A 16401-nucleotide genomic window follows, 5' to 3' on the forward strand; every position below is an offset into this window, starting at 1 on the left:
TTGCTATAAATATATTATTATAATTCAATATAAGCAAAAATCATCTAAAATTGTTGACCAAATATGAAATGGGTTTCCCATCCGTTGGCACTGTTTGAATTAATGGTTGAATCAAATCCTTTAGCAAAATCAAAACCTAACATTCCGAATTGTGGCATAAAAATTCTAATACCAAAACCGGCAGATCTTTTTAGCTCAAACGGATTAAATGATTTATTATTGCTCCAAGTATTTCCTCCTTCCGCAAATGTTAACGCGTAAATTTTCGTAGCTCCTCCTAATAATACCGGATAACGCAATTCCAACATAAACCTTGAATATGAGGTACCCCCTCCTAATGGGGTAATGTCTTCACCCGAAACTCCTCCGAAGGATGTAGCATCTCTATACCCACGTAAAGGGATAATTTCTCTACCATCAAATCTATTTCCATATAGCCCGGTTCCTCCTAAATAGAATCTTTCAAAAGGAGGAATTCCTACTTTAGAATTATAATTACTTAAAAATCCGAATTCTCCTCCTGCTTTTAAAACAAATTTACCTACTAATTCCTGATACCAATAGGCTTTCATCTTTATTTTATAATATTCCAGCCATTTGTATTTTTCCTTATCGGTTTTTTTGCTGTAATCTTCATTGTTAAATGCGGAATATGGGGGAGTAAATTTCACTGAAAGCTCAAATTCAGAACCCATTGTCGGAAATATAGGATCAAATCCTGCTGAATATCTACCTAAACTTGCATAAAAACTGAAATTGTTACTTTCTCCATTATCCCATGTTGTATATCCTAAGGCATTTTCATCTGCTATATTAAACGGATAATTTCTAAAAGAGTATAATTGATAATTGATACCATAGGAAAGCCTGAAATAATTATCCGGCCAATTCAAACGAGTGGTTAATCCCACTTGACCTCCATATATATTTAGTTTGTTTCTTCCTTCTGCATAATAGTTATTGTAATTCAATATCGTGCTGTAAAGAGAAACAGTCATGGAAGTAGGCCTTTTACCTGTAATCCATGGCTCTGTGAATGAAATGCTGTAATTCTGATAATTACTTCCTGCTTGGGCTCTTAAAGATATACTTTGTCCATCGCCGGATGGAATAGGTTTCCAAGCTTTTTTCTTGAAAAAATCATTAAATGAGAAATTACCAAAAGTTAAACCTAAAGTTCCAATAAAACGATTTCCTCCATAACCTCCTTGTAATTCTATTTGACTGTTTGTTCCCTTTTCTTCTAATTTATAATTAACGTCTACCGTACGAGTTTCAACATTCGGTGTAATATCAGGACGCAAAGTCTGTGCTTCAAAGTATCCCATTTGGGCTAATTCCATAATGGTTCTTTGTATATCTTCTTTTGAGAAAAGATCTCCGGGTCTTGTGCTCAATGAGCGTTGGATCACATGATCGTGAGTTTTGGTATTTCCTGAGAAAGTAACTTTGTCCCAATAAGCCTGTTCTCCTTCTCTTATTTTAATTTCTATATCTATCGTATCATTTCTAACTGCTTTTTCAATGGGAACTACATTGGCAAAAACATACCCGTTATTATAATATAGTGTTGAAATATCATCGTTTTTTTCTGATCCTGATACTTTTTTATTGAAACCTACTGCATCATAGGGTTCTCCTTTTTTATATCCGATAACTTTTGAAAGTGTCTCACTAGAATATGCAGAATTTCCTGAGAAAGTTACATTTCCCAGATAATATCTTTTTCCTTCTGATACATGAACATCTATATCAAAATTCTTTTTATTGGCTCTGAGTACAGTATCTGAAGTTATTTTTGCATCTCTAAAACCATACGATTGAAAAGTTTCAACAACTCTATTTAAATCTTCCAGGTATTTTTCAGGAACATATTTTGATTTCTTCCAAAAGCGATAAAATCTTTTTTGTTTAGTATTTTTGAAAGCTCGTGATCTGACGGTTGAAGCTTTTAATACTTTAGTTCCTTCTATTTTAATTGTTTTAACTTTAACTCTAGGACCTTTATCTATGGTTACATTCCAATTGACTAAGTTAGGATCTGTTGGATTGGTCGATTCTTTAATTATTGCTTTGGCATCCGGAAATCCTTTATCTGTATATTCATTTCTTATGGAGTTTTGAAGTTTAGAACGCAGATCATCGGTAATTTTAGCCTTTGTTTTAAGACCATTGTCTTTTATTAACTTTTCGCCTTTAGATTTACTGATTCCATGAAATTTTACAGTACCTAAATCCGGAAGTGCTACCAAATTTATACGAAGGTACACCTCATTGTTGATTACTTTAGTTAAAAAAATTTCTACGTTAGCGAAAAGCTTAGAATCCCAAAGTTTTTTGACTGCCGTGTTAATTTGCATTCCCGGTATTTCCACAAAATCTCCTTCATACAACCCCGTATACCTCATGATTTGATTCTTAGAATATTTATCGGTTCCGGTAATTTTGATTTCTTTAATACGTAAAGCAGAATCGTCTTTTTTAATAGGGTCTATATCTTTTTGAACATCAGCCTTTGGTTCTTGTGGTGATATTTGAACACTGTCTGCAACCTGACCAAATATAAATATGTTTACTGAGAATAAAACGGCCGCTAATAATTTCTTCATGTACACTTTTTACTTCTTTTACTTTACTTTTAATTGTTCACTTATTTTCCCGAATCTTCTTTCTCTGCTCTGATAAAAATCTAATGCTTTTAAAAATTCTTCTTTATTAAAATCAGGCCATAATGTATCTGTAAAATATAATTCCGCATATGCTATTTGCCAAAGTAAAAAATTACTTATTCTTTGCTCTCCACTCGTTCTAATGAGAAGATCTACATCCGGTAGATCGTTTGTATATAAATATTGATTAAAGGTAACTTCATTTAATTGTTCCAAAGATATTTCGTTATTTGAATAATCCAGAGCAATTTTTTTGGCAGCATCGAGAATTTCATTTTTAGCACCATAACTTAATGCCAATGTCAATGTGCCCCTTTGATTATTGCATGTATCTTTGGTAAGCAGGATTAATTCCTCTCGGACGTTAGTTGGAAATTTATCAATATTGCCGATAACTTTAACTCTAATACCTTTTTCTTTTAATTTTTTTGTTTCTTTTTTTATAGTGTTAATCAATAGACTCATCAAAGAATTCACTTCTAAAATAGGTCTATTCCAATTTTCTGTTGAAAAAGCATATAAGGTAAGATAGGGAATATTTGCATCATCACAAAATTCAATCGCCTCTCGAACTGCTTTAATAGCATTTTGATGGCCAAGACTACGAATCATACCTCTTTTTTTAGCCCATCTTCCATTACCATCCATAATAATGGCAACGTGTTTAGGCATTTTATTTTCTTCTATAAATATATCTTTTTTAGACATTAATAATTATAATTTAATAACAATAACATGGAGGTCTTCCAAATGTGTAAGTAAGATTTATCCCCCATATTAAATACCAATCGTTACTTTTATATGTATTACCTGTTTGATGTTTTCCTATGATTTTAGCATTTCTTCTGTTTATCTCATCTTTAAGTTTAGGGTCTACAGTACTTATATTGTTTAATTGAGGATCTATGTTTATAGTTATATTTTTGTTTTTTATAGAACTATAATCAAGATTATCCTGGAATGTATATCTTGCTCCTATTTCAAGAGATAATAACCAATCGTATTTAATTTTAAATTTATATCCCACGCCAAAAGGAATATTAAAATCGAATTTCATAGATTTCTTATAATTTTCTTCTGTTACAAAATCCTGAAAATTTAAAGGATCCCTGTAAGAACCATCATAATTTTTAGCTCTCGTATGATTGATTGTATATTTCCTGTCATAAAACCCATATCCGCCTACTCCGGCAAATATATATGGAGAAGAACCTGAATATTTTATATCATTGATATCAAAGAAATAATATTCAAATAAAACTGAGGTTTCAAAAATGGTATTACTTCCTGATATTTTTCTTTTAAATCTATAATCTTCACTTGCTTTCTCATCGTCAAAATAGACTCTGTTATAAATTAAATTTAAACGTAAACTTTGTCTATTATCTAAATTATACCTATAAAGCACTCCTAGAGAAATTGGAATTCTATACCTATCCATAGGAAATATTTCAATATAATCGGTTTTACCTATATCACCAATTATATTGGCTCTTCCAATAGATATCCCTACTTCATTACGTTGAGCTTTTATATGCATTAAACAACAAGTACAAATCAGAATAACCAGTAAGAAAACTTTTTTCATTTTAATTTAATATTATTTCACGTAATTGCATAATTGCTTTAAACGTGAAATAAAGTCATTTTGTTGCATTATCCTCTGCAATATTATGTATCTTCTCAAGCAACAAAGATAATAATTCTTTTTATGTTTATACTCTTTATTTTGTTATTAACTTATTTTTAGTATATAACCTTTATTTTAATTATCTTTTTACCCCTTCTTTATAAAATAAAATGGAAATTTCAAATTAAAATATGTAAAATTTGATTATTTTTGAAACCTAATGTCCAAAGTTACTGAACAAATTAAAATTCCAATAGCTGATGAAATGAAGCTTTTCGAAAAAAGGTTCTATGAATCCATGAAAAGTAAAGTTCCCTTATTGGATAGAATCACCCAATTTATAGTTAGAAGAAAAGGTAAGCAAATGCGCCCTATGTTTGTTTTTTTAACTGCTAAGCTTACCGGTACTGTAACGGATAAAACATATCGAGCAGCTTCATTGATCGAACTTATCCATACAGCCACACTTGTTCATGACGATGTAGTAGATGAAAGCTACATGAGACGAGGTTTTTTTTCAATAAATGCTTTATGGAAAAATAAAATTGCTGTTTTGGTAGGCGATTATCTTCTATCTAAAAGTGTATTATTAGCTACTGATAATCAAGATTTTGATTTATTATCTATTATTTCCAGAACTATACGAGAAATGTCTGAGGGAGAACTGCTGCAATTGGAAAAAAGTAGAAAACTTGATATTACGGAAGAGGTCTATTTCGAAATTATACGTCAAAAAACAGCTGTATTAATATCTGCGTGTTGTGAATCCGGGGCACGTTCTACCTATGCTTCAGATGAAAATGCTGAAAAACTTCGCCTTTTTGGTGAATATACCGGAATAGCGTTTCAAATAAAAGATGATTTGTTTGATTATACAAGTACTAATATAATCGGGAAACCGGTCGGTATTGATATTCAAGAAAGAAAAATGACGCTTCCATTAATTTATGTGCTTAACAACGCAAGTAAAGAGAATAAAAAATGGTTGATAAATTCCATTAAAAATCACAATAAAGATAAAAAAAGAGTTGCTGAAATAATCAAATTTGTAAAGGAAAACGGGGGGATTAATTATACGATTGATAAGATGAATGAATATAAGCAAAAAGCGCTCGATATTTTAGTTAATTTTCCAAAAAATGAAAATAGAGATTCGTTGGAATTGATGCTTAAATACGTTATTGAAAGAAAACACTAAATTACCTCAACTTATTTCTACAATTTGCAATTATTTTCATACTAGTAAAATCCAAAAAATTATTTATTATTTATTTTTTACCTATAAGTAAACTTATATTTACCACTCGCCTATATATAAATATCTATAAAAAATTATATTGGTATTAAGGTAAGGAAATTTAAAAAATAATTAAATCATTTTTCAAATTTCCTAAAGTCATTTACTAGTTTAATTTATTTTCTAAATATAAATAAAAGGCATATTCTAAGGCTACTTCTTTTAAGGATTCAAAACGTCCGCTAGATCCTCCATGCCCTGCATCCATATTAGTTTGAAGTAATAAAAGGTTAGAATCTGTTTTCATATCCCTGAGTTTAGCCACCCATTTGGCCGGTTCCCAGTATTGTACCTGAGAATCATGTAAGCCGGTTGTTACCAACATATTGGGATATTCTTTATTTTCAACATTATCATAGGGTGAATACGATTTCATATAATTATAGTATTCTAGTTGATTCGGATTACCCCATTCATCGTATTCTCCCGTCGTTAAAGGAATACTGTCATCTAACATAGTTGTAACTACATCTACAAACGGTACATCTGCCACTACTCCATGAAATAGTTTGGGGGCATAGTTAATAACTGCTCCTATTAATAATCCACCGGCACTACCTCCATTGGCATATAAATGATTAGACGATGTATATTCTTTTTTGATTAAATATTCAGCACAGTCTATAAAATCGTAAAATGTGTTTTTCTTTTTTAACATTTTTCCATTTTCATACCAAGGCCTTCCTAAATCTTCTCCTCCTCTCACGTGGGCAATTACATAAATAAAGCCTCGATCTAACAAGGATAACCGTATGGAGCTAAATGTTGCATCCATTGAATATCCATAGGATCCATAAGCATACAATAACAAAGAGGTATTTTTAGATGGCTGAGTGTCTTTCTTCATTACTAAAGATAAAGGGATTTGTACTCCGTCTCGTGCTTGAGCCCAAATTCTTTTAGTAACATAGTTATCTTTATTAAAATTACCCAATACTTCTTGCTCTTTTAAAACCTTTTTTTCTTTGGTGCGCATATTAAAATCAATATCGCTCCATGGGGTGGTCATTGAAGTATAACGATATCTGATAATATCCGTATTGAAATCTCTGTTTACAGAAGTTCCTACTGTATAAACTTCTTCTTCGAAAGGTATCTCATAATTAATTGAATTATCCCAACTCTTAATTTTTATATGAGTCAACCCTTTTTCTCTTTCTTCGGTTACTAAATAATTTTTGAATAGTTCAAACCCCTCCAATAAAATTTCCTTATTGTGTGGTATTACTTCAATCCAATTATCAATTGAAGTATCCGATATAGGGGTCTTCATTAATTTGAAATTAGTTGCCCCGTCTTTGTTCGTAAGTATATAAAAAAATCCTTCATAATGATCAAAGGAATATTCCAATCCCCTAATCCTTTCTTGAAATATTTTCCATTCAGCTTCGGGATTATCGGCAGGAATAAATCTATATTCATCTGTTAAGGTACTTCCGGAGGCTATTACAATATATTGTAAGGATTTAGTTTTGGTGACATAGACATTAAATGTTTCGTCATGTTCTTCAAAGACCAATAGGTCTTCCTTTTGAGAAGTTCCTAAAATATGTTTATATATTTTAGATGAACGTAAAGTTTTAGAATCTTGTACGGAATAAAAAATGGTTCGGTTATCATTGGCCCACACTACATTTCCTGTGGTATCTTTTAATTCATCGGAAAGTATTTCGCCGGTTACCAAATTTTTTATTTGAATGGTATATATTCTTCGACTCACTGTATCAACTGAATAACAAGCCATGGTATTATCCGGACTAACGCTAACACTTCCAATTTGGTAAAATTTATGTCCTTTGGCCATCTCATTGACATCAAACATGATTTCTTCTTTGGCTTCTAAAGAGTCCTTTTTTCTTATATAGAGAGGATATTCTCCTCCTTTTATGTATTTGGTGGTATACCAATATTGATTAAATTTATAGGGAACGGACTCATCATCTTCTTTTATCCTGGACTTCATTTCCTCAAATAATTTTTTTTGCAATAAATCGGTAGATTTCATCTGCTCTTTTGTATAAGCATTTTCTTCCTCCAAATATTTTATTACTTCAGGGTTTTCTCTATCATTAAGCCAATAATAATTATCAATTCGAATATCGTTATGAGTAATTAATTTTTTAGGAATTTTTTTTGCTACCGGTGCCTTCATAGATACTTTATTTATATAAACATCAAAAATAAGGGTAATACTATAGAAAATCAATTATATTAGTCTTTTTATTTAAAAGCGTTTTTTTAATTGAAATATATCTATTGTATTCATAACTAATTGTCATTAATTTAACAATCAACTTATCTCATTTGGCTAGAAATTTTTTCTAAACTTCATACGTATAAATTGTTAATTTATGTGACTATGCATTCAAATTATAAGAATATATTTATATTTACTTTTTTATCATTTAAATTTAATAATCAATGATTTTAACTACAACTAACTCTATTGAAGGATCTTCAATCAAAGAGTACAAAGGAATTGTAACCGGAGAAACTATAATTGGTGCTAATTTTATTAAGGATTTTAAGGCTAATCTTACAGATTTTTTCGGTGGCCGATCTAACGCTTATGAAAAAGTATTGGTTGAAGCTAAACAAACCGCATTGAAAGAATTGGAAGAAAAAGCAATTCTTTTAGGAGCTAATGCTGTAATCGGTATTCATATTGATTATGAAGCCTTAGGAGCTAAAGGCAGCATGTTGATGGTTTCGATCTGTGGCACTGCAGTTATTATTTAAAATCCTATTATTTATGAAGGTTATTTTACTATTTTTTCTTTTATGGAGCGTTTATAGTTATTCCCAAATGGAAATAGATCAAGAAAATGTTACTGTACTGTTTGAAATAAAAAAAGATACCAGCGGAAAATATATTAAAAGAAGTTTTAAGGATCTTACTTCAGGGACAGTCTTTGAAATGGAAGCTAATCCCGATCAATTTAATTATGAGGTACGTGAAGATGTTTTACAATATTTTAAAAAAAGAACTCAGAAAAAATTTAAAATAAAAGATTTACACGGAGCCTGGATTTTAAAATCTGTTTCGGATTTTTCGGGAAAAAATTTCGAAGAATGGGAAAAATATGAAATTAATGAAACATTAGAGTTCAACTATTTTACTCATTTATTTATAAAAAAGCCTGTATCTTCTACAAGTACATATACAGGATGTTTTAACTTAAATAAAAAAAGTGGAATTCTAACTACTGAATCTGTTTCTGAACCATCCGAAATAACTTTTCCGAAAAATAAAACGGATAAATTTTTAAAAAAATGTATAAATTCTCAATATAACCCGATTCAAGATAGCTTTTATTTATATAAATTAGATTCTGAACATATGATTATTTATAAGTTTGTACCTCTTGATGAAAATAATGAATTATATCGAACGCTGTTTATAAATTACATGAAAATTCATTTTTGATTATCCACTATTTTAAGAATTTTCATTTTCTAAGTATTATTGCACTTTTACCAAAGAAATTTGCCATATTTTTGTTATAAAAATGGTCATTAGTTTCCTTTAAATCACTTCTAAAAATAGTTTCTGGTTTAATCTTAATAGGCTTAACGTAGATTGTATCTTCTTTAGAATTGCGTATAAATACATACCTTTCCTCCATTTCTTTTTTATATTTTATCATATCACCGCTTACTATGTCTTTATAAGAATGATATAGATTATTTGTTAAATCATAAACTTTCTTATCTTGAACAGCAAATACATAACTAAAAATAGTTACAAATAAGATTACTACTAAAAAATAGGGTGAAATTTTAATAGTATCGAAATACGGCATTATAACTATTTTATGTGCTATAATCATGGAGAAGATTAACATTTCAAAGAAAATCACATTTACCGTTCGCAAAGGCGGAAAAAAACCTACGGACCATAAACTTGGAAAAGAACCTAAAAATAAAACAGCTAGTAAAAGAAATATAAAAAATGCTATTGAATGTTTTAAATATGGAAAATTTCTTTTTTTTAGCCATTCCCTTATATTAAACAATACTAAAAGTTGAATTATAAAAACTAATATGAAATACCTTACTATGATCGTCATAGACTTTTTTATAGTTTTTAAAATACATTGAGACAGAGACAAATGATGAGCAATTGTTGATGAAGACCTAAGTTGGTTTCCGGGCGATGCAAAAATGAGCAATGTTAATGCCCCCGCAAAAATAAACAATGACAAATATAATACATCGATTTTCTTATTATTAAAATATGAATAGACGAACAATAGGAAAATAAAAACATCTATATAGATCATGGATATTTCATTGCATCCAATAATTAAAAATACTAATACAAAAACAATGATCTTATAAAAATAATTATCGCATTTTTTTGCCTTTATTATGCTTCCTATAAAAAATAAAGAAAGAATGTTACCTAAATTATAAGTAGCTGAACCCGCCAACCAGTAAAAAGCCGAGGTTATATCTGGTAACATAAAAAAATAGGTAAAGCAAAATGTAGCCATTAAAACCACTGTGATTTTTTTATTTCTTGAAATCTGATAAAACATAAAATATGATCCCAAGACAAATAAAAATATCATTAAGAATGAAAGTACATGATATCCCCCAAACCATCCAAAATAGATTGGATTAGTAATTAATATTCCGGTCGCTGTATACCTACTACCCCAATACATATATTCATAAACTTGTACGTCAAAAAAAGATCTCGATAAAAGTTTAATGGCATATACATAATCATCAAGGATCGGTTCTGAATAAAAACTTAAAAGTAATAAGGGAAATAAAGTTGCTAAAAATAATATTATAATACTCCAATTAAAAAATTTGTAGGGGAAGGTTGATTTCATAAATTATGCTTACACGCTATATACCCCGCAAAATTATTAAATTTAAACTAAAAATAAATAAATTTGTCCCATATTGAAATATATATAAAAATTAATTAGTATTTATATTATAATAAAATATTAGTAAAAATTAAATTACTATTAACCCATAAAAACAAACATTTAATATCTATTAAGCTATAATTCAATAAATATTATTACACATAATGTTATTATTTTTTATTAACAAAGTATCTTCGAGCAATTATTAAAATTATAATTATAAAACATTAAATTACAATGTCAATTATTTCAAAATAAAAAAACTCTCATTTTTGAGAGTTTTTTTATTTATATTAATTCAATTTTGTATTGAGTAATTTTTATGCATCCAGTTCACCCGCAATTACGTTTAAACTTCCTAACGTAATAATAGCATCAGACAGCATTTGGTCTTTGATCAATTCCGGATAGGCTTGATAGTAAATAAAGCAAGGTCTTCTAAAATGCAATCTATAAGGACTTCTCCCTCCGTCACTAACCATATAAAATCCTAATTCACCATTACCTCCTTCAACTGAATGGAAAACTTCACCGGTAGGAATATCTGTTTCTCCCATGATAATTTTAAAATGATAGATAAGAGCCTCCATACTGGTATAAACATCCGGCTTATCCGGTAGATAATATTCGGGAACTTCTACATGATAATTTCCTTCAGGTAAATTTTCATAAGCATTTTTAACCAATTTGAAACTTTCCCTCATTTCTTGCAAACGAACCATAAATCGATCGTAAGCATCTCCAGATGTCCCAATAGGAATAATAAAATCAAAGTCATCATAAGAAGAATAAGGGCTCATGACTCTCACATCATAGTCTACCCCTGCTGCACGTAAGTTCGGACCGGTAAATCCATAATTTAAAGCTCTTTCAGCGGAAATACCTCCTACCCCGATCGTACGGTCCATAAAGATTCGATTTCTTTCCAATAATTTAGCGAATTCTTCCAATCTTTTTGGAAATTCTGCAATAAATTCTTTTATTAATTGATGGAATTTTGGACTAAAATCACGCTCAAACCCTCCAATTCTTCCAATATTGGTAGTCATTCGAGCTCCGCAAACCTGTTCATAGAGGTCATATATCTTTTCTCTATCCTGAAATACATAAGTAAATCCGGTTAAGGCACCTGTATCAACTCCCATTACTGAATCGCAAACCAAATGGTCTGCAATTCTTGCCAACTCCATAATAATGATACGCATATAATCAATCTTTTTGGATACTTTCACGCCCAAAAATTTTTCCATGGTCATATGCCATCCCATATTATTTATGGGAGAAGAGCAATAATTAAGTCTATCGGTTAAGGTGGTTATTTGAGAATATGTTCTTCTTTCAGAGATTTTTTCAAATGCACGGTGAATATATCCAACGGTTGATTTTGCTGAAACAATCCTTTCCCCATCCATTAATATTTTATTTTCAAAAATACCATGGGTAGATGGGTGTGTTGGTCCTAAATTTATTTTTTGTAATTCTCCATCGACTTGTTCCTTCACAATGTATTTGTCCACCGTATTGGATAAATCGACCAAATCACTTATATTTTTTTGTTTAGACATTTTTTAATTCTAACTTTTTTAATTTACTAATTATCTGCCGAACATGGCATCATTCTTATCCGTACGGGTAGTATCTTCCAGCGTATATTGTTTTAAAAGCGGATGATAGTCCATATCATCCCTGTTTAAAATCCTTGTTAAATTAGGATGACCTTTAAATACTATTCCGTAAAAATCAAAAGTTTCTCTTTCCTGCCAGTTAGCTGCAGAATAAATTGAGGTAACCGAATCAATTTCAGGATTCTCAATAGAAAAGAATGCTTTAATTCGTATTCTAAAGTTGTTTATGAAACTATGTAGATGGTAAATAACCCCTAATTCCGATCCTTTATTATTGGGATAATGTATTCCGCACACATCAGTTAAAAAATCAATTTTTATCTCATGATTTTTAATAAATGTTAGTAAGGAAAGTACAATATCTTTTTTTATTTCAATGGTTAAAATCCCATCCGGCTCATATGCTCTTATAATACCATCACCAAACTCATCAGATATGAGTTGTAATACCAATTGATTATCTATAATTTTTCCTTCCATGATTACGATATTTCATAGGATTTTAACAACTCTTTATATTCAGCAGATTCTCTTCTTCGTAAGCTTTCATTTCTAGCTATTTCTTGTATCTGCATAAAACCTTCTATAATTTGTTCGGGTCTTGGAGGACAACCGGGTACGTATACATCAACAGGTATAACTTTATCTATTCCTTGCAATACAGAATAGGTATCAAAAATTCCACCGCTGGAAGCACAAGCTCCAACAGCCATTACCCATTTAGGTTCTGCCATTTGAGTGTATACTCGTTTTAAAACCGGAGCTAATTTTTTGGATATCGTTCCGCAAACCATTAAAAGGTCTGCCTGTCTTGGCGAAAAACACATGTTTTCTGCTCCAAAACGCGATAAATCATAATTGGCAGCTTGTATAGCCATAAACTCAATTCCACAACAAGAGGTAGCAAACGGTAACGGCCATAAAGAATATGACCTTGCCAATCCTATAATTTTATCAAAACTTCCGGCAAAATATCCGGGCCCACTTACTCCTTCAGGAGCATCAACAATCTTAACTTTTTTTTCTGCCATGTCTTTTTTAAAAAATATTTAAAATAGATATTTTATTCCTATTTTTCCCAATCTAACGCTCCTTTTTTAACTACATATACGAATCCTAAAAGAAAAACCGAGATAAAGGTTAATACTGCTAAAAAGCCTTCAACTCCAAAATCTCTGATATTCAACGCATAAGGATAAAAGAAAATAATCTCAATATCAAATAGTACAAATAATATTGCTGTTAAAAAATATTTAACTGAAAAAGGCGAACGGGCATCACCTTCATAAGCAATCCCGCATTCAAAGGTATCATCCTTAACTTTACCGTGTACTCTCGAACCTAACATTGCTGAACCGACCAGTGCTATCACACTGAAACCCAAAGCAACTGCAACCTGTATAAGTACCGGAACATAATCTATAGGTAAACTCATCCTTTCTAATTTATTATACTTTCTAATTTAGATTGCAAAGTTAATATATTTTTTAGAGTTGATCTCTATTTAAACCTGTAAACATCACCTAATTAGTCCTTATTTTATTCATATTAAAAAAACCGTTCAAAAAACACATATCTTATTATATTTCAATTGTTTATAAAAAAAGATAATATAAAACAACCTTTTTATTTGTAATTGGTCTAAATTAAAATTATATTTGCCTAAAAATAAAAATTATTATGAAAAAAACATACATAGCTTTTGTTCTTTTATGTTTAGGGCAGCTTCTATTAGCGCAATACACATCAGGGATCAAAGGATATTTATTTGATGTAGAAGACAAACCGATAAAAAAAGCAACTTTCTACATTGACGGTGAAAAAATTTCTGAGATCGACAATCAAACCGGTTTTTTTGAAATATCGGGATTAAGTGATGGATTTCATAAATTGACCATTTCTTCTCCTAAATTCAATGATTATAACGAATCCGTTATTCTCAATCCTGATGAGGTAAAAGAAATTAATATAACATTATACGGTAAAGGTGATATTGATGATGTTACCATATACGGAACTAAACAAATACATGGTTTAGACATGATTACTCGTTTGCCGGTTGCTCCCAGAGAATTACCACAAAATATATCCGTAATTTCCAGCGAAATTATCAACGAACAGGGCGCTCTTACTATAACCGATGCGGTTAGAAATGTTCCGGGGGTTAACTTATTCGGTACTTATGGAGGTTCTTCGGAAAGTATGTCTATCAGAGGATATCGTGGGACTCCTGTGTTGAAAAACGGAGTTCAGGTTGATTCTGATTTTCGTTCTGCGTCTTTGTTGACAGATATGCAAGGGGTATCAAGCATCCAAGTTTTACGTGGTTCAGCGGCTATAACTCAAGGTATTGGTAACGGATTAGGAAGTCCGGGAGGTGTAATTAATGTAGTTACCAAGACACCATTATTTTTAACCGGAGGAAATGTTGCTATTGAAACCGGAAGCTGGGGGTTATTTCGACCAACTTTTGATTATCAAACCATTTTGGACAAAAAAGGTACTGCTGCATTCCGTTTAAATGGTGCATATCAAAGAGCGGACAGCTATAAACCAAGAGTTGACAATAATAGAGTTTATATAAATCCTTCTTTTGAATGGAGACCGGATGATAGAACGACTGTTACATTGGAAATGGATTATATTAATAACAATATAACTCCAGACAGAGGTACTGTAAATTCAACTGATGCCGATAAAAATAATTTATTAGATGCTACGCATAAATTTTTTGGCTGGGCAACGGATAATCAGAATACTAGGACTACTACCTATAGCGCCAAAATTGTACGAAAATTAAATGAAATATTAAGTCTACGTGCCTTATACGCGGCATCAATAAACAACGAAGAAACCTATGGATTAGGTTCTTTAGCTAGTCCTTATACTTTTACTGATAAAGCTACCGGTAAAAAAGTTTCGGATTTTTTAAGACGTACAAGAAATCTAACTTGGTCTGAAAGTGAAGATAAAAACAAAGTGATTCAGATTGATTTAATTGGAAAAAATTTATATACCGGCAAGGTAAAACATACTTTTCAGACAGGATTTGATTATAAGATCAATAATACGAATTCTACCACTCACGGAAAATACAGAAAAGATAAAGACGGAAAAGTTATCTTAGATCCAAAAACCGGTTTGCCTCTTATTGACAGATCCATTGAAGTAGATGTTATTAATATATTTGACAAAATACCTAACGTATTACCTAAGGGAATCAATAAATCATCTTTTGATGCCATAGCTTCTACCAGCTCCAGCGAATCTGAAGTTTATGGTATTATGATTCAAGATGCTGTGGAAATCAATGAATATATAAGAGCCAATGTTGGATTACGTTATAGTCAAGATGCTAAAAAACCCAATATAGGTGCTGCTAATGAAGCATGGGATCCTTTTGTAGGAATCATGGTTAGTCCGGTAAAAAATATAAGTCTTTTTGGTAATTATGCTACTACAACCAATTTGCGTTCAGCAAGTAATCCTACTAAAGATGGAGGGACTATTGGATCTTCAGTTACCAACCAATTTGAAGTTGGAGTAAAATCTGATTGGTTTAATAAAAAATTGGATTTCAATGTAACCTATTACTTTATCAAAAATAATGATATTTCATATCAGATATACGAAAATGGAGTGGGAACAGGCTTTTACTCTAAAGCAGGTGATTTACGAAGAAACGGTGTTGAAATTGAGGCAAACGGGCACATTTTGGAAAATTTACAAGTAATTTTAGGATATTCTTATTCGGATGTTCAATATAAAAACAGCGTTGCTTATGTAAACGGTTCCAGACCAATGAATGCTCCTTATTCTACCGCTAACGGATGGGTACAATATTTATTTAACCGAGGAACATTAAAAAATCTTGTTTTGGGTGTAGGTGTTTATTATGTGGGAGATCGCCCAATTAATGACTACAGTTCAAACTTAAGAGCAGATGGACACGGTTCAACACCGGGCATTAAACCTTTCAACATGCCGGATTATACAACTGTTAATGCTCAATTGGGATACACGTATAAAAAAGTTGGTTTGAAATTCTTCTTTAATAATATATTCGACAAAATTGGTTATACTTCATATTATAGAGGAGGTTATATTAATCAAATCGATCCTAGAAATTTTAAACTTCAACTTTCATATAATTTCTAATTTTTTCATAAAATAATTTTTAATTACACTATAAAAACTACCTGCAAAACAGGTAGTTTTTTGTTTAAAAAAGATTTTTACTTCTTGATAATTCAATATGATATAAATGGGATTGATAATTTTTGAAAATTAACTT

Annotated in this window: 13 protein-coding genes; 4 read left to right on the forward strand and 9 right to left on the reverse strand. The window is 30.7% G+C overall.

The window, feature by feature from the left end; translation table 11 throughout:
* Nucleotides 1–44: 44 nt before the first annotated feature.
* The 3 genes from bamA to G8C43_RS05175 are packed head-to-tail and all read right to left on the reverse strand — an operon-like array spanning nucleotide 45 to nucleotide 4257.
* Entirely contained in the window at nucleotides 45–2609 is a 2565-nt protein-coding gene (gene bamA / locus G8C43_RS05165; RefSeq protein WP_160541770.1) for an outer membrane protein assembly factor BamA, read from the reverse strand.
* Nucleotides 2610–2627: 18 nt separating this feature from the next.
* Nucleotides 2628–3377 carry an isoprenyl transferase gene (locus G8C43_RS05170; protein WP_166004602.1) on the reverse strand — a complete coding sequence of 250 codons (750 nt, stop codon included), beginning with the start codon at nucleotides 3375–3377 and terminating at the stop codon, nucleotides 2628–2630.
* A gap of 13 nt (nucleotides 3378–3390) precedes the next feature.
* Nucleotides 3391–4257 carry a DUF6089 family protein gene (locus tag G8C43_RS05175; protein WP_160541768.1) on the reverse strand — a complete coding sequence of 289 codons (867 nt, stop codon included), beginning with the start codon at nucleotides 4255–4257 and terminating at the stop codon, nucleotides 3391–3393.
* 262 nt (nucleotides 4258–4519) lie between these two features.
* Between G8C43_RS05175 and G8C43_RS05180 the strand changes: the two genes are divergently transcribed.
* Nucleotides 4520–5497, forward strand: a complete 978-nt coding sequence (locus G8C43_RS05180) for a polyprenyl synthetase family protein (protein ID WP_166004604.1) — start codon at nucleotides 4520–4522, stop codon at nucleotides 5495–5497.
* A gap of 205 nt (nucleotides 5498–5702) precedes the next feature.
* Here G8C43_RS05180 and G8C43_RS05185 read toward each other — a convergent pair whose 3' ends face one another.
* Nucleotides 5703–7748, reverse strand: a complete 2046-nt coding sequence (locus G8C43_RS05185) for a S9 family peptidase (RefSeq protein WP_166004606.1) — start codon at nucleotides 7746–7748, stop codon at nucleotides 5703–5705.
* A gap of 269 nt (nucleotides 7749–8017) precedes the next feature.
* Here G8C43_RS05185 and G8C43_RS05190 point away from each other — a divergent pair, with 269 nt between their 5' ends.
* Together G8C43_RS05190 and G8C43_RS05195 are read left to right on the forward strand one after the other, a co-directional pair.
* On the forward strand, nucleotides 8018–8335 hold the full coding sequence (locus tag G8C43_RS05190; RefSeq protein WP_166004608.1) for a YbjQ family protein: 318 nt from the start codon (nucleotides 8018–8020) through the stop codon (nucleotides 8333–8335).
* Nucleotides 8336–8348: 13 nt separating this feature from the next.
* A complete protein-coding gene (locus G8C43_RS05195) occupies nucleotides 8349–9023 on the forward strand; it encodes a hypothetical protein (RefSeq protein WP_166004610.1) in 675 nt (224 codons plus the stop codon).
* A 22-nt stretch (nucleotides 9024–9045) separates the two neighbouring features.
* Here G8C43_RS05195 and G8C43_RS05200 read toward each other — a convergent pair whose 3' ends face one another.
* The 5 genes from G8C43_RS05200 to G8C43_RS05220 all read right to left on the reverse strand — a co-directional run bounded on the left by G8C43_RS05200 (nucleotide 9046) and on the right by G8C43_RS05220 (nucleotide 13542).
* Nucleotides 9046–10440 carry a DUF6056 family protein gene (locus G8C43_RS05200; RefSeq protein WP_166004613.1) on the reverse strand — a complete coding sequence of 465 codons (1395 nt, stop codon included), beginning with the start codon at nucleotides 10438–10440 and terminating at the stop codon, nucleotides 9046–9048.
* Between the two features lie 362 nt (nucleotides 10441–10802).
* Nucleotides 10803–12047, reverse strand: coding sequence for an NADH-quinone oxidoreductase subunit D (locus tag G8C43_RS05205; protein WP_160541763.1), 1245 nt, complete (start codon nucleotides 12045–12047; stop codon nucleotides 10803–10805).
* Nucleotides 12048–12077: 30 nt separating this feature from the next.
* Nucleotides 12078–12572, reverse strand: a complete 495-nt coding sequence (locus G8C43_RS05210) for an NADH-quinone oxidoreductase subunit C (RefSeq protein ID WP_105296884.1) — start codon at nucleotides 12570–12572, stop codon at nucleotides 12078–12080.
* 17 nt (nucleotides 12573–12589) lie between these two features.
* Complete coding sequence (locus G8C43_RS05215; protein WP_055424507.1) at nucleotides 12590–13138, reverse strand: NADH-quinone oxidoreductase subunit B; 549 nt, start codon at nucleotides 13136–13138, stop codon at nucleotides 12590–12592.
* Between the two features lie 38 nt (nucleotides 13139–13176).
* A complete protein-coding gene (locus G8C43_RS05220; RefSeq protein WP_105296712.1) occupies nucleotides 13177–13542 on the reverse strand; it encodes an NADH-quinone oxidoreductase subunit A in 366 nt (121 codons plus the stop codon).
* A 245-nt stretch (nucleotides 13543–13787) separates the two neighbouring features.
* On the opposite strand from G8C43_RS05220, the gene G8C43_RS05225 reads away from it, so the two are divergent.
* Complete coding sequence (locus G8C43_RS05225; protein ID WP_166004615.1) at nucleotides 13788–16265, forward strand: TonB-dependent siderophore receptor; 2478 nt, start codon at nucleotides 13788–13790, stop codon at nucleotides 16263–16265.
* Nucleotides 16266–16401: the final 136 nt, after the last annotated feature.

It is taken from the genome of Apibacter sp. B2966, assembly GCF_011082485.1.
In the GTDB taxonomy this organism is placed as follows: Bacteria; Bacteroidota; Bacteroidia; order Flavobacteriales; family Weeksellaceae; genus Apibacter.